This is a genomic window from Coxiella endosymbiont of Amblyomma nuttalli (genome assembly GCF_018107685.1).
Taxonomy (GTDB): domain Bacteria; phylum Pseudomonadota; class Gammaproteobacteria; order Coxiellales; family Coxiellaceae; genus Coxiella.
On the sequence record NZ_CP064834.1, the window covers coordinates 954194 to 974023 of the forward strand.

A 19830-nucleotide genomic window follows, 5' to 3' on the forward strand; every position below is an offset into this window, starting at 1 on the left:
TTGAATTTTTAACATTTTCGTGTTAGAATGGCTAATTGATTATTCATGTCAAGATAACCAAAGAAAATATACATAGGATTTATATTGTTTACAAGATCTTATTAACGGTTTTAAGTATTTCGATAAGCATTTTTATTCTTTCTTCCTAAAAGGCAAAGATCATAGTTAATATTTTATTTTTCCTTTCTTGGCTAAATACTATTCAACACTAGCCCTAAGGCATTTAAAGAATAATATTTATAAAGTATATCTATGGCAAATTTTATGAATGGTACACCTAAATAATATGACGAAAAATTAATATAAATCGAAATAATAGGAAAATCCGTGATGCCAAAGGCGATGATGGTGATTTAGAAATTTTAAGAAAGGTCAAAAACACAGAAATCCAATACAGTACCTAATGCAAATAAAGCGAAATCATAAACATGTTCCAGGTTATCACTATACTCAAGAAACGCATTTAAATTGGAATACTATTTAAAATCGGAACATCAGTGCAGTAATTATCTTGCTATAAGTTAAGCATTTGCTAATAAAAGAAATCCTATAGAGAATATCGTCGATAAAACTGTGATACTAGCTATTATGATTCATAATATATGATTAATAACAAAGGTAGTTGTTTAAAAGGCAAGTAAGTACTAAAGTTCAAGTATTTTTTTCGTGACTATACCTGTCAAAAAACCAACAGTAACTATCCAGAAAATTGATGTATCAAAATAGATACCTTACTGAAACGGAAGAACAAATATTAGTTAAACAATGATTATCGATAGAAAAATTATATCAGTATTTTCAACTTAGCGTAGTGAGGCATGAGCCATTTGGCACCGTATTTGTCGAATTTTACTTGTAGACGGGCGTATTCACTTTGGCCTTCGTAATTAGTGATAACACCTAGTCCGAATTTTTTATGATTAACGCGCTGACCAACATAAAGTTTAGTGTCCTCGAAAAAACGAGATGAAGAAGTTGTTTGGTAAACTTGTGTTACATTTGGAGTAGTTGGAGCAGGACGCACCGTATTGATTAGTTCAGCAGGAATTTCGCTTAAAAAGCGTGAGGGTTTATTAACTTTTTCTAATCCGTGTAAATGACGGTATGCAGCATGGGTTAAAATCAATTCTTCTCTTGCCCGCGTTATGCCTACGTAACATAATCGACGTTCCTCTTCAATTCCATCTTCAGTTTCAATTGACATGCGATGAGGAAATAAATCTTCTTCCAGACCACTAATAATAAGTAATGGAAATTCTAGGCCTTTTGCTGCATGTAGTGTCATTAAATTGACGCAATTGTTGTGGGAATTTTTTGCCTGTGCTTCATCTGATTCCAGTGTAACATGAGAAAGAAAAGCATTTAAAGGTGGTAAATCTATGTTTTCATCTGGAGTGAATTGTGACGTGGCGCTAACTAATTCTTCTAAATTTTCAATCTGAGCAAGACCTTTTTCGCTTCTATCTTTTTTATATAATGCTAATAAACCGCTTTGAGTTAATACAATTTCCGTTTGTTTGCTTAGAGGAAGATTTTTTGTTTTTTTATGCAGTGTTTCAATTAAATGTAAGAAATGTTGTAAGGCATGCAATGCGCGAGGATGCAAGGCTTGATTATCAACTAAATAAAGGGTAGCTTGCCAAAACGAAATATTTTCGTCGCGAGCAATTGTATGTAAGCTAGTAAGAGTTGCATTACCAATGCCGCGTGTTGGCGTATTGACAATACGTTCAAAAGCTGCATCATCATGACGATCTGCCAGTAGACGTAAATAACAAAGCGCATCTTTAATCTCAGCACGCTCAAAAAATTTTGGCCCACCATAAATGCGATAAGGAATTTGACGATCAATCAGTCCTTCTTCAAATAAACGTGACTGTACATTAGAACGATAAAGAACACCAATCTCACTGTAGCGCCGACCTTGGTAAATCCATTTTTCAATACAAGACATGATATAAAACATTTCATCGCGCTCATTAAAGGCGGTATACAAAGTAATTTGTTTTCCGATATGACCACGAGTCCACAATTTTTTCCTAAGACGAATGCTGTTATTCTTAATAATAGCATTCGCTGCATCCAGAATAGTTTGTGTGGAGCGATAATTTTGTTCTAAACGAATAGTTTTAACATCTTTAAAATCGATAGAAAATCGATGAATATTTTCAACTTTCGCCCCACGCCAGCTATAAATGGATTGATCATCGTCACCTACAACCATCACGTTAGCATTATTGCCAACTAGTAATTGTAACCAGATATATTGAATAGTGTTGGTATCTTGAAACTCATCGACTAATATGTGTTGAAATTTTTGTTGATAATACTTCCGAATTGCAGGGGTATTGCGTAGCAATTCGAACGAGCGCAGCATGAGTTCTGAAAAATCAACCAATCCATTAGAGTGACAAAGGCCTTCATATACCTGATAAACTTTGATTAGTGCTTCTGTAAGGTACTTGCCATCTGCATCAATTTCTTGATTAGAACGTAATCCTTCTTCTTTTTGCTTGTTGATAAACCATTGTGTTTGTTTAGGAGGCCATTGAGATTCCTCTAAATTGAGACTTTGTTGTATACGGCGAACCAAACGATATTGATCACTGGTGTCTAAAATTCGGAAAGCTTGTGGTAAATCTGCTTCTTTCCAATGCGTGCGGAGTAAACGATGGGCTAATTGATGGAAAGTACCTACCCACATGGTAGCGATAGAAATACCCAATGTGGCTTCAATGCGTCTACGCATCTCATAAGCCGCTTTGTTTGTAAACGTAGCAGCGAGAATATTATGCGGCAAAACTCTTTTTTGCTGAATAATCCAGGCTATACGACATGTTAAAACTCGTGTTTTCCCACTCCCTGCTCCCGCTAATATACGTATATGCCTAAAGAGTGAAGTAACTGCTTCTTTTTGTGGTTGATTAAGCGACTTTAAAAAACCTAATTGTACCATACGATTATTATACCATACTCAAAGCAAGAAAATAATTCATACTTCATTAATCATTTTGTGAACACCATCCTTGATTTAAGGATGCTTTGATACTATTGATGTGAAGATATAGTTATTACCTTGTTTACTCTGATTTATAAATCAGTTTATTATTATATAAGAAGCTTTTACGATTTTGATGATTTCAAAAGATTTCTAGATAGCTAATATTTCTCATAATATGTAAATTATATATCAACGTATCTGCTAATTTTTAATCTTTTTTGGTGAGATAATAGTGCTCTCTTGTAAAGAGAGCGTATAATTATTCGTAGGCCATTGATATGAAAATAAATATCAGACAGATATCGTTTTTTTATTCTTATGAGCTTTCCACCTAATATTCATTGTACTCTAAATTACACTATATTATTCCCATGTCGAAGATTATTCCCATGTCGAAGCATTTTCTGCTTTTAAAAATATAATGAACTCGGATAGATCTAAAAATAACCAAAGATTTTAATAAAATAAGCAGGTTTCTTAATTTCCTTAATTTTGTGGCTTTTTTATCATTAACACCGTGCTATATTTTCATTATTACTATTGAGAATATCATAATCTCAGTAAAACCTATTAATGAATCATCTTGATATAAATTTTTAATTAAGTAGTACAAGGTTTGCAGAACTGTCTAATTGAAGTAGAAATGCTTGTTAATAAAGTTGTAACATTTTTCTGTAGATGGATTATTTTCATTTATGAAAAACTAACTGTTGGTAATTAGGTCACTATAGATTTGTATAAGTAAGGAACATAAAAAACGACAATATAAAAATCGCTAGTAGATAAAGTGAATATTGTTGCTAAACGGTGGTAAAACATGTCCTAACTTGATTATTATATCAATATTATATCAATTAATTGACTGCCATTGTCTTAATCCACTTTTTTTCTGATATGATATCCTCTTTGTCTGATATGATATTCTAATATCTAAATTTTTTAAAGTGCTTTAAAATTTAATGGTCGGCATTAAGAATAGCCTTGAAATTATTATAATAAGTTAATTTTCTAATCTTAAAATTACTATTTTTTATCAGTATTAATAAAATTATTAAAAAACAGAATAGATTATTTTTATCATCTTTGTAAATTACACTACTATTTTCATGATATAAAATTATTAATTAACACGCTCACAATTAACGGATCTGCCACAGCCAAATTAGTGGATAGTCACTTTTCCTTTATGTAATCTTTCCAAGTTACCATACTGGATGGTAAGTGATTAATGTAATATGCTGTTATAACAACGAACTACAATTCGGAATATCTTCATTATCTCTTTAACATAAATGATTTTGTTATTTATTAGATTGGCGTTTGGTGGAGTGCAGTATAATTTTTTTAAAAATTTTAAAAATAAAGCTGGTAATTTTTTCTTTTTCTGACATTGTTGAAATAAATATTTCGAGTTGAGAATTGGCCAAAATGAGGCAACTGACTGATACTGAATATTAATTGAATTTTTTGTTTCATGAGATATGAGCACACTTACTACTCACTAAAAATAGGTATGCACCGGCATTATTTTATAATGTAGTAATTAGATTTCATAAAGATTTAGTGTGATGTATTACTCTAATGAGTGTGGTGACTGTTTATTTACCATCTACCATCTTCGCAGTTAAGTTTATCTCTAATCAAGGATAAACTTAACTGCGAAGATGGTAACCTTTTGGTTTTTGCCTTAATTTGACTAATAATATGTCCAGTAATTGACACGCCGAGACAAACTAGAGATGATGACACGATGTCAGATTCTATTATACATAAAGCACGTTTGTTTACTGGCGATACACCGACGGGTCGTCTACATTTAGGGCATTGGGTGGGATCTGTGGAGAACCGGATCTCACTTCAAAGTGAATATGAATGCTATTTTTTGATAGCCAATACACATGCATTTACGACTCGTATGAGTCAACCTAGCATGGTTCGACAAAGTACATTGGACATTGTATTAGACTATTTAGCGGTCGGTATTGATCCGAAAAGGAGCACAATTTTTATTGAAACTGATGTACCCGCGATTTTTGAATTGACGGCTTTTTTTAGCATGTTAATCCGATTCCCTCGACTGATGCGAAATCCAACCATTAAAGATGAAATTCGAGATAAAGCATTAGGGGATAATTATTCGATGGGGTTTTTATTATATCCAATTATGCAAGTAGCGGATATTTTATCCGTACGTGCTGAAGTTGTACCAGTAGGTGAAGACCAAATACCGCATTTGGAGCTCACTCGTGAGGTAGCTCGCCGTTTTAGTCAAGTATATTGCGGTGTTGATCCAGATACGGAGGATAAGGATTATGTTAGAGCAGGAGGATTGTTTCCTATACCAGCAATAAGAGTGGGTCGTATAAAACGTTTAGTAGGTACGGGTGGACTTGGTAAGAATGGTCAATTATTAAAGATGAGTAAGTCGTTAAATAATGCGATTTTTTTAAGTGATTCTCCTGATACTGTGCAAAAAAAAATAATGAATATGTATACGGATCCTAATCGTCTACGTGCTAGTGACCCGGGAATGATTGAAAATAATCCTTTATGGATTTTTCATGAAACATTTAATTCTAATAAGGGTTGGATAGAGGAAGCTAAACAACGTTATCGCGAAGGTAAAATTGGTGATGTAGAATGTAAAAAACAATTAGTGGATGTGTTGTTAGAATTTCTTAAACCCATACAAAAGAGACGTATTGAGTACGAAAAAGATCGTACGGAATTTAAAAAGATTTTGCAAGAAGGATCTGATCGTGTAAACAAAATTGTTGAAGAGACTTTATTCCTGGTAAAAGAAGCAGTAAAGCAGAATTATTCCTAGCTTTAACACATTCTTAATACTCTCAATTATTTTAATTAAAAGTAACTATTAATGAATAACAATGCATGATAATGCCAAAAAAAAATTGCTCGCATTCATGAAAGGCTTAGTGCTTATTAGTTAAATGCAGGGGAGATATGGGATACTTTACATACATAATTTAAATCCACATATTATTGGAGCAATAAGCATAAAATGGGAAAATCCATAAAATCACTGACGAAATACATTTTCTCAAGAGCAACACAATCAAGAGATCCGTTATCTTAGGTCTTGGTAAGATCACACTTTGTAAGATTCAGATATAAATTAGATATAAACCTTAGGTATTTTGTTTTGTATAGCACAAAGGAGAATGACTTGAGAGTGCTGGAGTTTTTAATTAGAAGATAAATAATTTGATGCTCACTTATCACTAACATTGTGCCAACAGTATGTCAAAACAAGTAATTACTAAAATTCATTATATCAAGCTTTTTGAAGAGAATAAGGGACGCATTAATAAACACCATATAGGATAACATCATATATGGAGGACTTAATAAGTCTATAGTCATTGTGCACCAATATTACCTTATGACTATTATTTATGTCGCGCTTATCCAAAAGCGTCCCTGAAAACCTACGAGAGATCTATAAATAACAACGTGCAGTTGTGAATGTGATTGTGATTCTAACTTCTACTCTCTTTTCCCTTTGCTTATTACACTTGTATCAGAAGCAGCTATAACAAAGTTTGTGTACGAGATACAAGATCCCGGAGATTGATTGTTAATACGCAAAATACTCTAATAGCATGAAACTTTGGATATTTTATCAAATTGAAATGCAGGAACATGTAAGTTTAAAAAACTTTATTTCATATTCTAAGATAGTAAGTAAGCATGGTTTAACAGAAGATTATGTGCTCTCATGCATCATTACATCACAGACTATTCATCCATTATATTAGGCGAATATCTTTTGAGAAAAGAAAATGAAAATATCTGCTAAATAGAAAGAAATTCGAATTTTTGTTGGTCGTTTTCGTTCCACGCAATGTTGTTTCACTTACTGCTTTTTATTTTAATTCTTGCACGTTTCTCTAAACTCTATTCTATATAGTATTTCTCATCACCATGGACACGATTAGAATTATAGGATTAAAACAATTATGGCATATCGCTTACTAGTTAACTGTTTATGAAATTTTTATTAAAAGCACCTAAAGTAACAATTAAAATATATGTGATTTATGGTGATAACGTGAATAAGTTTTCATGTTTGGTAGTATTTGTACTGTCAATAAATACATTGAATATACCTCTCTAAAACTGATTGTTTAGCATTTACTTAATAAACAAAAATAAAAATTCCGCCGAGGTACAGTGATAGGTGTCGTTATTTTTAGTTGATGTGATGTTTGAGTTTATATATAATTCACCAGCTGTACATGAATAGTTGAGATTAATCATTATTATTTAGTCATAATTAATATTTAGTCATAATTATTTGAAAAGATACTGCTTTTTAGGTCTTTGGATACGGTCCAGCTACTTATTTTTGGTAATTAATACTGCTCTAAGGAATACATACTACGCTAAGCAAATTAAATAATCGAAATTTAAGTCTGAGCAAATTTTGTTGACTATCTCAATAAGTGGTTTTCCATCCTGTAAAACCTATAAAAATCGCAAGGATACATACTCCAAGGTTTTTCCAATATTTTTCTGTACGTATAAGGGCTAGAATTTACTTTTAAGTTTTCAATTTTGTGTTGTCTGATTTCTAGCGGATTATACTGCGATGATAGGAGGTTATCAAGTGAGACAACCTTTTTTTCTGATTTTACTTACTCTACAGTCTCCTTTCTCAACTATGAAAAATAGCAAAGAGAAGTAGAATGTAATGATATGTTTTTATTCATATGATCACAGCTTACTCACTGTCACAACTGCGTAGTAAGATTAACTACCCGTATTTAACATTTTTTACTATAGAAAGAAATTATGTACTTCGTATACTAAGATAGTATGAATTTCTTTAACTCAACCAAAGTAGATATAATTGTTCAGAATATAACCTCATTACTGATACTGATAGTACTATTTTCGCTATCTCTAAAATTCTTGCTTTTATGCCGAAGAATATCGTTACTCCTCCCTTTCCAAGAATCATTGGATAAAAACTGAATAGTAGATGTGGTTCTCATATTGCTATTATTTGTATAAGTAGTCATCGCAGTCATCACTGTACTATTCAGTTTTATAGGTAGCTAGAATTACCATCAGTATTTTTCTATAATTATCCTTTTATCCTCTCATGTTTCTTAATTTTTAAAGTTTAAAATATAAATATTTTTAGAGGTAGGTAATATTTAGAGATGACAAAAGCTTCGTTCTAATTTTTACTTATTCACCTATCTTTCTTTATACTAAATGAGTTTCTAAACTTACAAAACGTCTTTATCTTTACAGAATATCTTTAATATCCTTGAAATCTTTATCAAGGCTAGAGAAAATTTTAGACTGTATTCTGCATTAAAATAAATTGACCTTGCTTTACTCTTTAAAAATCTATACAATGCTTGCCCAAATTGTGTATTATGCCGAATTTGGTACGATTGGGGTGTTTTGTGCGTCAAAAGTCGTTTACAGATTCTACGACACACTCTGTGTATCTCGTTACTTACCGATTAATGGGTCTGCAAGCAGTGGCGGCTACCATTATTGCTTTGTGTTGGTGGCTCAAAGGAGCAACCGAGGCGCTGTCCGCTTTTTTAGGAGGCGCAGTTTGTATGTTACCTAACTTCTATTTTGCTCGGCACTTATTCGCTGTTACAGGTTCTCTGGCAATTAAACGGATCATGATCAATTTTTTTTTAGGAGAATTGATTAAGCTGGGACTGAGTGCTATGTTGGTGATACTTGTGGTAATATTCATTCCGGTTGCTATTTTGCCGTTTATCGTCGGGTTCGCAGGAGCGCAGTTTGCGTTTTGGTTTGCACCCTTGTGGATTTTAGGAAGTTAATTGGACAAGATGGAAAGTACGCAGTAGATGTATATGCAGACTAAACTAACACCAAGTGAATATGTTCAACATCATATGTCTCATTGGCAACTGAACCTGCACAATTTTACTCTTACGGATGGTGGATTTTGGACGCTTAACCTCGATACGCTCATTATTTCCGTAATTTTCGGTATTTTATTTTTAGGTCTCTTTTACAGTATTACGTGTGATGCAACTGTTGGGATGCCTGGTAAGTGGCAAAATTTCGTTGAAATGATCGTAGAAGCTGTCGACAACACTGTCAAAGATTCTTTTCATGGTGATCGAAGTTTAGTTGCACCTTTGGCATTGACTATTTTTATTTGGGTTTTTTTAATGAATTTTATGGATCTCGTACCGGTGGATCTTATTCCTCGGCTACTGCATTTTGCCAATATAGAGCATTTTAAAGTAGTACCTACTGCCGATCCCACTTTGACATTTTCAATGTCGATCACGGTTTTTATTTTGGTCATTTTTTACAACTTTAAGATGAAAGGAGCGATTGGTTTCGGTAAGGAAATACTAAATCGGCCGTTTGGTTGGTATCTTATGCCAGTTAATGTCATCTTTAGATTGATTGACGAATGTGTTAAGCCAATTTCATTGGCGTTGCGGCTTTTTGGTAATCTGTTTGCAGGCGAATTAATCTTCATTTTGATTGCACTGTTACCTTGGCTGAGTCAATTTACGTTAGGTGTAGTTTGGACCATATTCCACTTATTAGTGATTACGGTGCAAGCGTTTATTTTTATGATGCTGACGGTTGTTTACTTCAGCCTTGCAGCAGAATCGCATTAATTACCGAAGGGGAGAAAGGCATAATGGTTATCGCTCAGTTAATCGCAAGTGTACAGGGAGCTTCAGCTATCGCAGCAGGTCTGTTTGTCGGCTTAGCTGCCATGGGAACGGCTATTGGTTTTGGCATGCTTGGAGGTAAGTTTTTAGAAGGTGTAGCTCGCCAGCCGGAATTATCAACTATGTTGATGATTCGCATGTTTTTAATGGCTGGTTTAGTGGATGCTTTCGCAGCTATTTCTTTGGTAATGGGCTTAATTTTGATTTTTGCTAAAAATCCGTTTTTGACTGCTGTTATGGATGCTGTAATGAAAGTAGCGGGTCAATGATAATTCCATCGTCTCTCTTTGTAAGAAGCATAAGTAGAAATAAGGTAATTGTGAGTGAATATTAACGCATCACTGATTGTACAAATACTGGTATTTATCGTCTTTATTGGCTTGACGATGAAGTTTATTTGGCCGCCGATTATAAAGATTCTGGAAGTTCGTCGTAAAAATATTGCGGATGGATTGGCAATGGCTGAACAAGGTTATAAAAAACTCAAACTTGCAGAAATTAAATCCAAAGCGATACTCACCGAAGCAAAAGTACAATCAGCACACATTATTGAACAGGCCAATCAACGAGCCAGTCATATTATTGGAGAAGCAAAAAACAAAGCGCAGAAGGAAGGTACGCATTTACTACAACTAGTTAAAAGTGAAATTGAACGAGAATACAACATAACAAGAGCGGAACTACTTAGACAGGTTTCGGATATTGCTGTGATTAGTGCTCAAAAGATTTTACAGCGTGAAATAGACAAGGCAAGCAACGATCGTTTGGTGAATGAGTTAGTGAGTGAAATTTAAATAATGACGTTACAATTAACAGTAGCAAGGCCTTATGCCAGAGCCATATTTACTGATGCTAAAAAAAACCATCGGCTTAAAATGTGGTCTGCAGTGTTTAATGTTTTGTCAAAACTTGTTAAAAATAAACAAATAGCCCAGCTAATCATTAATCCACGAATTTCTAATCAAGAATTCAAGGAATTATTGCTCTATTTAATTCAAACGATCCAAGTTGAAACGAGTTCGTTGAAGGAAGAAATCGATCATTTTCTTCAATTGCTTATTAATGAAAAAAGATTAATGGCTTTACCGGATATTGCTTTCTTATATCATCGATTATTGAATAATTATCGAGGTATTGTTGAAGCCGAAGTTATTTGTGCTTTTCCACTAAATGCTGAATATCGAGGAAAAATTAAAAATAACCTGGAAAAACGATTTAATTCTAAAGTTAAATTAAAGGTAACGATAGATAAATCTCTATTAGGTGGCGCTATTATTCGTTCCGGTAATTGGGTAATGGATGGCTCTATCAAAGGTAAATTGACCCGATTGGCAGAGAGTTTGAGGAGGTAAATGTTTGTCTATGGGTACACAATTACGATCAGCTGAAATTAGTGACATTATTAGATCACGTATCGAAAAATTTGATATTAAACCAGAGGAACGTACTGAGGGAACAATCATCAGTGTTAAAGATGGTATTGTCCGCATTTATGGATTGCGTGATGCCATGTTCGGCGAACTAATTGCATTTCCGGAAAATACCTATGGTTTAGTGTTTAATCTTGAACGTGACTCGATAAGTACGGTAATCATGGGATCTTACGAACATTTAAAAGAAAGGATGACTGTACGCTGTACGGGTCGAATTTTAGAGGTACCCGTGGGCAAAACATTATTAGGCCGGGTGCTCAATGCACTAGGTGAACCAATTGATGGTAAAGGTCCAATTGAAACAAAACTCACCTCACCCGTCGAAAATGTAGCACCAAGCGTGATCACGCGTAAATCTGTTGATACACCGTTGCAATCTGGCATTAAAGCTATTGATGCGATGGTTCCTATCGGTCGTGGACAACGGGAGTTAATCATTGGTGATCGTCAAACAGGAAAAACAGCTATTGCTATTGATATCATTCTTAACCAAAAAAATACTGGTGTTAAATGCATCTACGTTGCCATCGGTCAAAAACAATCCTCAGTAGCTACAATCGTGCGTAAACTAGAGGAGCATGATGCACTGAAGCATACTATTGTTGTCAATGCAAGCGCTGCTGAAGCAGCTGCTTTACAATACCTAGCACCTTATGTGGGATGTGCTATGGGTGAATATTTCCGTGACCGCGGTCAACATGCGTTAATTATTTATGACGACTTAACTAAACAAGCATGGGCATACCGACAAATTTCATTATTACTGCGTCGACCACCAGGTCGCGAGGCCTATCCTGGAGACGTTTTTTATTTGCACTCACGCTTATTGGAACGTGCAGCGCATGTTAATGAACGTTATGTTGAAGAATTTACAAAAGGTGAAATTAAAGGAAAAACAGGTTCATTAACTGCTCTACCTATTATTGAAACGCAAGCAGGGGACGTTTCGGCGTTTATTCCTACCAATGTTATTTCTATTACCGATGGGCAAATTTATTTGGATATTAACTTATTTAATGCTGGTATCCGACCGGCAATCAATGCAGGGTTATCTGTATCACGTGTGGGTGGGGCTGCCCAAACTAAAATTATCAAAAAATTGATTTGTGGTTTACGAATCGCATTGGCGCAGTACCATGAATTGGAAGCCTTTGCTCAATTTGCTTCTGATTTAGATGAAACTACTCGAAAACAACTAGAACATGGGCAAAGAATAATAGAGATTCTAAAACAACCGCAATATCAGACACTAAGTGTGGCTGAAATGGCGATTATTTGGTATGTGGTTAATAATAATTATCTTGGTGAAGTGGAGTTGAAAAAAGTGATGGATTATGAACAGGCATTAATAAGCTTTTTGCATAATCAATGTCAAGATTTATTAGATGAAATTAATAAAAATCTGGATCTTCCAGAGAAAATCGTAAGGGAAATTAAAGCAGCAATAGAGAAATTCAAAAAAATACAGGCGTATTAGTACAGAACAGATATTTGTAAAATAACGGAAAATAGTTTGTGTCAAAAGCAAAAGAAATAAGAACAAAGATCGTGAGCGTAAAAAATATGCAAAAAATTACGCGTGCGATGCAACTGGTTTCAGCAAGTAAAATACGGAAAGCACAAGATCGTATGATAATGTCACGTCCATATGCCAGCAAAATTCGCAAAGTTATTAGTCACGTTGCAGCCAGTCATGCTGAATATCCACATCCTTATTTACAACAGCGTGAAAACATTAGACGTAGAGGTTATATCGTTATTACTACTAATCGAGGCTTATGTGGTGGTTTAAATGTTAATTTATTTCGCACGGTTGTTGCTGATATGAAGCAACGGAAAGCAAATCATATAGATGATTTGTGTATAATTGGACGGAAAGGTGAAGACTTTTTCCGTCATTATGGTAGACCGGTTTTGGCAGTAGTAGATTATCTAGGTGATATGCCGGCAGTACAAGATGTTATTGGTATCGTGAAAGTTATGCTAGATCAATATAACAAAGAAAAAATTGACGCAATTTATATTGCAACAAATAAATTCTGCAATACGATGATTCAAAAACCAATTGTCCGACAGTTATTGCCACTACAAGCTGATCAAAAAAAATCAGAAGAAGGCTATTGGGATTATATTTATGAACCAGATTCGCCTAAAGACTTATTAGAAATATTATTAGTTCGTTACATCGAATCACAGGTTTATCAGGCAGTTATCGAAAATATTGCATGTGAACAAAGCGCGCGAATGATAGCAATGAAAAATGCAACGGAAAATGCTAGCCAATTAATTGATGAGTTACAATTGATTTATAACAAAGCACGTCAAGCCGGCATCACACGAGAAATTTCGGAAATTATTGCGGGTGCTTCTGCAGTAGAATAAAAATGAGGTAGTAAAATGACAACAACCGGAATCATTAATGAAATTATCGGCGCGGTAGTTGACGTCGAGTTTCCCTGTAATGCGGTTCCAAAAATATACGATGCCTTATACGTCAAAGATACTCAGCTTACACTTGAAGTACAGCAGCAATTGGGTGACGGTGTCGTTCGCACCATTGCTATGGGTAGCACGGAAGGTTTAAAACGTGGTATTACGGTGGAAAATACGGAAAAACCGATTGAAATACCTGTTGGAGAAAAAACGTTAGGCCGTATAATGAATGTGTTAGGAGAACCCATCGATGCAGCAGGTCCTATCGATGCCGAAGAAAAATTACCTATTCATCGTTCAGCTCCATCTTTTGTTGAACAATCAGGTATAGCGGAATTATTGGAAACAGGGATTAAAGTCATTGATTTGCTTTGTCCATTTGCAAAGGGTGGTAAAGTGGGTCTTTTTGGTGGTGCAGGCGTGGGGAAAACTGTTAATATGATGGAATTGATTCGTAACATTGCTATTGAACACAGCGGTTATTCCGTATTTGCCGGTGTAGGTGAGCGAACACGGGAGGGAGGCGATTTTTATCATGAAATAAAAGGATCTAATGTATTGGATAAAGTAGTATTAGTTTATGGTCAAATGAATGAGCCACCAGGAAATCGGTGGCGCGTGGGATTAAGTGGCCTTACAATCGCTGAAGCTTTCCGAGATAAAGGCCGAGATATATTGCTATTTATCGATAACATCTTTCGCTATACTCTCGCTGGTGTTGAGGTTTCTGCTCTTTTAGGTCGTATGCCTTCCGCAGTAGGCTACCAGCCTACCTTAGGAGAAGAAATGGGTGCTTTACAGGAACGTATTACTTCAACTAAAACAGGATCTATTACTTCCATTCAAGCGGTGTATGTGCCAGCGGATGATCTAACTGATCCATCTTCTGCAACGATTTTCACACACTTAGACGCTACGGTAGTTTTATCTCGACAAATTGCAGAACGTGGTATTTATCCTGCTATTGATCCTTTAGATTCCACTAGTCGACAACTTGACCCTTTAGTTATCAGCGAAGAACATTATCGTGTTGCACGTGGTGTTCAGGAAACTTTACAACGCTATAAAGAATTAAAGGATATTATTGCCATTTTAGGTATGGATGAATTATCGGAAGAAGATAAGCTGACTGTTCGTCGTGCTCGTAAAATTCAGCGTTTTTTATCTCAACCTTTCTTTGTTGCAGAAGTGTTCACTGGTGTGCCAGGCAAATATGTGTCATTGCAAGATACCATTCGTGGTTTCAAAAGTATCATCAGTGGAGAATATGACGAGCTGCCAGAACAAGCCTTTTATATGGTAGGTTCAATTGAAGAAGTGCTTGAAAAAACAAAATCACTATAATGCATTATAGTTAGTTATGCATTAGCGATTAAGTCATAAGAAACGGTTAGGTGAAAATAGACAGTTATGATTTGACGGTTATGATTATGAAAACTATACGGTTAGAAATCGTTTCAGCGGAAGCTGCCATCTTTAGCGGTGCAGTAAAAAGAGTAAATATTACCGGTGGCGTAGGTGAGCTCGGAATCTATCCGGGTCATCGTCAACTTTTAACTTTTTTAAAGCCAGGACAAATTAGTATTCTACTAGAATGTGGTACGGAAGAGATATTTTATATTTCAGGCGGAATACTTGAAGTACAGCCGGAGATCGTAACGGTTTTATCTGACACCGCCTTACGTGCCGCCGATCTGGATGAAACGGCTGCGTTGATGGCAAAAGAGCAAGCGGAAAGACAATTAGCCGAGCAGAAGTCAAGTATTGAATATTCAAAAGTAATGACGAAGCTAGTCGAAGCTATTGCTCAATTGCGTGCCATCCAGTCGATACGTAAGCGAGGAAAGATTGGAGGATAAAGTGTTATGGTATTGAGGGTTGTTATTCTTGCAGCAGGCAAAGGAGAACGAATGGTTTCAGGTATTTCCAAAATGCTGCACTCTATTGGTGGAATTTCCCTGCTAGAACGAGTGGTCAGAACTACCCAATTGTTAAAAGCTCATACCATTTATGTTGTATATGGTAATGGCGGAAGTTTAGTACGTGAAAAATTGAACCATTTACCTGTGCATTGGGTAAAACAAAATGAGCAGCTTGGTACCGGTCACGCCGTTTTACAAGTGATTCCTTTTTGTAATGATAATGATCAAGTTTTAGTTCTTTATGGTGATGTACCTTTGATTTCCGTTAAGACACTGCAAGCTTTGTTGGATAGCACGCCGTCCAGTGGTTTAGGTTTAGTAATTGCTGAATTACCGGACTCCGTGTCTACTGGATTAGGTCGAATCATACGTAATAAATTTGGAAGCATTATCAGCGTTATCGAACACAAAGATGCTGATAAGCAGCAACTAAAAATTCGCGAAATTCACACCGGTATTATGACAACTTCTTCAACAAATTTAAAAAAATGGCTACCAACAATAGGTAATAATAATCTGCAAAAAGAATATTATTTAACAGATACTGTCGCTGCCGCGGTAGCAGAAGGCTGCCCCGTTGGTAGTGTTATGGCTCACTGTTTTGAGGAAGTACAAGGCGTCAATAATCGTTGGGATCTTGGTAAGTTAGAACGTTATTTTCAACAATCCATGGCAAAAAAATTATCGTTGTCTGGCGCAACAATTATTGATCCTAATCGAATTGATATTCGCGGTGATGATGTACACGTTGGTCATGATGTTATTATCGATATTAATGTTATTCTTGAAGGTACAATCCTTCTTGGTCGGAATGTTCGGATTGGCCCGAATGTTTTATTAAAAAACGTGACTATTGATGAAAATACTGAAATTCTTGCCAATAGTGTCATTGAAAACACTATCATTGGTGCACAATGCAGCGTAGGTCCTTTCGCGCGTATTCGTCCCGGTAGTGTTTTAGAAGAAGGAACCAAAGTTGGTAATTTTGTTGAAATGAAACAATCTACTTTAGGAAAAGGTAGCAAAGCTAATCATTTAACCTATTTAGGCGATGCTACCATCGGTAAAAATGTTAACATTGGTGCTGGCACAATTATCTGCAATTACGATGGTACTAATAAATGGCCCACAAAAATAGAAGATGATGCTTTCATTGGCTCAAATGTCGTTTTGGTAGCTCCTGTTGTCATTGGGGAAAATGCTACTATTGGGGCTGGTTCTATCATTACCCAAAACGTCCTTTCTAATCATCTAACCCTTGCCCGTGAACGTCAACGTACTATCAAGAACTGGCGCCACTCTAAAAAAAAGAAAAAACAAAAGGAAGAATAACTTATCTATCTCTAATATTGTACTGCTAGTAGTATTCTGATATTTCGAGAAATGTAAAGAGATGCGGTTTCAGAAAAGGCGAGTGATTATTACTTTCAAACTCTCCGACAAAATGTTTCTCGCAGAAGGTGTCTCGTGTTATTTGATTTAACAAAATTATGGTATAAAAAAGTGTATATTGGAAAAACCATCAGAAAATTGTGGTTAGTTTTATTAAAGATATGGGTTGTAAATTTCGGCACGGATTCCTAAAAGCCACACTTCATTTCCATTTGTATAAAGTAGGGAGACCGATTTGTATTCCAGTAGAAACTGTTTAGTTTAAAGGCTACTTTTGTGTTAAACTTTGACACTGGTGCGTTAAAATCTGACATTGGAGTGTAAATCATAGATTAAATCGTAAAGTAGAACAGTTGCTTGCCCTCCCTTATCCATTAGCTTTAGAAGCAAAGTGATCTTGCATGCATACCATCTCGCATTATAAGCTAATGTCGCATAACCATCAAGTTGTCATCGTTAATTAGAGAAAGAGATTCTTTATCGTAAAATTTGGGTGGAGGAATATGATCGTCGTCTTCATCTTGTAAAGAATGATATATATGAATTAGAGCAGCATTACTTGTATGTACTGCGCGTTCTTTTACAACTGACCCTATTGTGGAAAACTGAGTTGTTTTAACAAAATATCTTGGGATTCAAATCCAATTGATTAGAGTTTAGAATGATGAATGAATGGTGGTTTTGCCATCACCATAGTTAGTCGAATACAAAAAATTGTTGATTTTTTTATGATGTCTCAGATAATTACGCAAATTCATAAAAAAAACCTCCACAACATTTATTTGATAGGCCCGATGGGTGCCGGAAAAACTAGTGTTAGCAAATCTCTCACTACACTCACCAAAAGTGTTTTTTATGATTCCGATGGTGAAATTGAAAGACAAACAGGCATTGATATTCCATGGATTTTTGAAAAAGAAGGTGAAACGGGATTTCGTGAACGCGAATCAAAAATGATTGAGTCGCTTTGCAAGCTAGACAACATTATTTTATCCACTGGTGGAGGAACTATATTGACTGAAAGTAATCGCCGTTGTTTATCTAAACACGGCATCGTGGTATATTTGATGGTTTCCGTCGAAATTCAATTTAAACGCATTATTCAAAAAAGAGAATCTCGTCCTTTAGTGATCAGATACGATTCTAAAGAAAAATTGAAACAACTAAATAAAGAACGGGAGCCTTTATATCGTTCTATTGCGAATCTTGTTTATTCTACGAATAATCTAAAACCTCAACAATTAGCGACTCAAATTTTGAATGATATTAAAAAAATATATAAGATATCTCTATGAACATAAATTCACCGTCATTTCTACTGTTATTTCTATTAAAAACTGAATCTAGTAAAACAGGCACTTAATTAGAGACTAGTAAACAAGTAAAAATAAAAACCGACTATCATCATCAGAATAGTGAGAAATCAGGAAAATAGCCTTCAATGAGAGTTGAACAACTGACTGTCAACACTAGCGAATCTTTCTACCCAATTTATATCGGTGAAAACCTTTTACAAAACGTAACCTTGTTCCGCCATCATATAAAAGCCCACCAAGTTATGATTGTCACTAATGAAACCATCGCATCGCTTTACCTCAATCCCCTAAAAGCTATTAATCATAATCTTCAGTGTGATATTTTTATTTTACCAGATGGTGAAAAATACAAAAATATCACTCACTGGGAATTTATTTTGAATAAATTGGCTTCATGCAATCATCATCGTGATACTACACTCATTGCTTTGGGAGGTGGTGTTGTAGGAGACATAACGGGGTTTGCAGCAGCTTGTTATCAGCGTGGTGTTGATTTTATTCAAGTGCCAACAACTCTATTAGCACAAGTGGATGCTTCCATCGGTGGTAAAACAGCTGTTAATCTGCTTGAAGGTAAAAACCTTATCGGCGCTTTTCATCAACCCAAAGCGGTGATTATTGATCTTGCTACACTCCGAACATTACCTGACCGCGAATTTAAAGCTGGTGTTGCTGAAATTATTAAAGCCGCTCTCATTCATGATGATAAATTTTTTAATAAATTAGAGGCGAATTTTCTACAGTTGTTACAACGAGACTCTACTTTATTACAAGAAATAATTAAACGCGCTTGCGAAATCAAACGTGATATCATCGCTAATGATGAAAAAGAAATCCGTGGAAAACGTGCTTTGTTAAATTTAGGTCATACATTTGCCCATGCGATTGAGCGTTTATTAGGTTATGATAATTGGTTACATGGTGAAGCAGTTGCCATGGGACTGATGTTGGCAGTGAAATTTTCACATCAACAAGGCCTTCTCGATAGCACCGTAGTAAAACGTATTCATCACCTCCTCGAACAAATATTCATACCCACAAAGTTTCCTAAAGCAATTGAGCATCGTGCTTTATTATCGGCAATGTATATGGATAAAAAAGTTTTGAATGGACGTTTGCATCTCATTCTATTAAAGCGCATCGGTAAAGCAGTGATTTCTGATCAGGTTACCTATAAGCAATTAAAATTATTTTTTGAGCAAATGAATAAAAATCTTTATAATAAAAAACTAGACTAGAGACATCTATTACTTCCATAAAAAAGCAACAAGCTACCATTTAGCTACTATATACATCGTCATGCCTCACATTCTTCATACTCCCTTGGTAAGTGATCATGAAGATGAGCTTTAAAAGCATTTACTTTAAAAGTATTATACTATGCATATCAAAGACAAATTGGATCTCTATTCCTTTATCAAAAGCACATTCTTTTTTGATAGACACACTGAATTAAACCTATTTCTCTCGTGTTATCAGCACTTATTTTTTTATACTTGTATTTACTTGTATCATAAAAATAAACACAGATCTTATCTCTTACTCTATTGCTCTGTTTCTTGTTTCTGTGTTTATATACTTGAAAACGATATATAGAAACAGCTACGGAAGTTCTGC

14 protein-coding genes are annotated in these 19830 nt (G+C 35.1%); 13 read left to right on the forward strand and 1 reads right to left on the reverse strand.

From position 1 onward, the window contains the following. Positions 1-784 precede the first annotated feature (784 nt). Positions 785-2956: a DNA helicase II gene (gene uvrD / locus CEAn_RS03440; RefSeq protein WP_211923794.1), complete on the reverse strand. Its 2172-nt coding sequence runs from the start codon at positions 2954-2956 to the stop codon at positions 785-787. 1795 nt (positions 2957-4751) lie between these two features. Between uvrD and trpS the strand changes: the two genes are divergently transcribed. The 13 genes from trpS to aroB all read left to right on the forward strand — a co-directional run bounded on the left by trpS (position 4752) and on the right by aroB (position 19451). After that, entirely contained in the window at positions 4752-5828 is a 1077-nt protein-coding gene (gene trpS / locus CEAn_RS03445) for a tryptophan--tRNA ligase (protein WP_211923795.1), read from the forward strand. A 2614-nt stretch (positions 5829-8442) separates the two neighbouring features. Beyond that, positions 8443-8838: an ATP synthase subunit I gene (locus CEAn_RS03450; RefSeq protein ID WP_244670071.1), complete on the forward strand. Its 396-nt coding sequence runs from the start codon at positions 8443-8445 to the stop codon at positions 8836-8838. Between the two features lie 27 nt (positions 8839-8865). Further along, a complete protein-coding gene (gene atpB / locus CEAn_RS03455; protein ID WP_211923797.1) occupies positions 8866-9660 on the forward strand; it encodes a F0F1 ATP synthase subunit A in 795 nt (264 codons plus the stop codon). A 23-nt stretch (positions 9661-9683) separates the two neighbouring features. Further along, on the forward strand, positions 9684-9986 hold the full coding sequence (gene atpE / locus CEAn_RS03460; protein WP_211923798.1) for a F0F1 ATP synthase subunit C: 303 nt from the start codon (positions 9684-9686) through the stop codon (positions 9984-9986). A gap of 54 nt (positions 9987-10040) precedes the next feature. Then, positions 10041-10511 carry a F0F1 ATP synthase subunit B gene (locus CEAn_RS03465; RefSeq protein ID WP_211923799.1) on the forward strand — a complete coding sequence of 157 codons (471 nt, stop codon included), beginning with the start codon at positions 10041-10043 and terminating at the stop codon, positions 10509-10511. A 3-nt stretch (positions 10512-10514) separates the two neighbouring features. Continuing rightward, on the forward strand, positions 10515-11069 hold the full coding sequence (locus tag CEAn_RS03470) for a F0F1 ATP synthase subunit delta (protein WP_211923800.1): 555 nt from the start codon (positions 10515-10517) through the stop codon (positions 11067-11069). A gap of 10 nt (positions 11070-11079) precedes the next feature. Continuing rightward, entirely contained in the window at positions 11080-12627 is a 1548-nt protein-coding gene (gene atpA, locus CEAn_RS03475; RefSeq protein ID WP_211923801.1) for a F0F1 ATP synthase subunit alpha, read from the forward strand. A 38-nt stretch (positions 12628-12665) separates the two neighbouring features. Beyond that, positions 12666-13532: a F0F1 ATP synthase subunit gamma gene (atpG, locus tag CEAn_RS03480; RefSeq protein ID WP_211923802.1), complete on the forward strand. Its 867-nt coding sequence runs from the start codon at positions 12666-12668 to the stop codon at positions 13530-13532. Between the two features lie 15 nt (positions 13533-13547). Then, positions 13548-14927, forward strand: a complete 1380-nt coding sequence (gene atpD, locus CEAn_RS03485; RefSeq protein WP_211923803.1) for a F0F1 ATP synthase subunit beta — start codon at positions 13548-13550, stop codon at positions 14925-14927. An 83-nt stretch (positions 14928-15010) separates the two neighbouring features. Continuing rightward, complete coding sequence (locus CEAn_RS03490; protein WP_244670119.1) at positions 15011-15442, forward strand: F0F1 ATP synthase subunit epsilon; 432 nt, start codon at positions 15011-15013, stop codon at positions 15440-15442. Positions 15443-15448: 6 nt separating this feature from the next. Next, positions 15449-16837, forward strand: coding sequence for a bifunctional UDP-N-acetylglucosamine diphosphorylase/glucosamine-1-phosphate N-acetyltransferase GlmU (gene glmU / locus CEAn_RS03495; protein ID WP_211923805.1), 1389 nt, complete (start codon positions 15449-15451; stop codon positions 16835-16837). A 791-nt stretch (positions 16838-17628) separates the two neighbouring features. Next, positions 17629-18192 carry a shikimate kinase gene (locus CEAn_RS03500; protein WP_244670120.1) on the forward strand — a complete coding sequence of 188 codons (564 nt, stop codon included), beginning with the start codon at positions 17629-17631 and terminating at the stop codon, positions 18190-18192. A gap of 146 nt (positions 18193-18338) precedes the next feature. Beyond that, on the forward strand, positions 18339-19451 hold the full coding sequence (aroB, locus tag CEAn_RS03505) for a 3-dehydroquinate synthase (RefSeq protein WP_211923806.1): 1113 nt from the start codon (positions 18339-18341) through the stop codon (positions 19449-19451). Positions 19452-19830 lie beyond the last annotated feature (379 nt).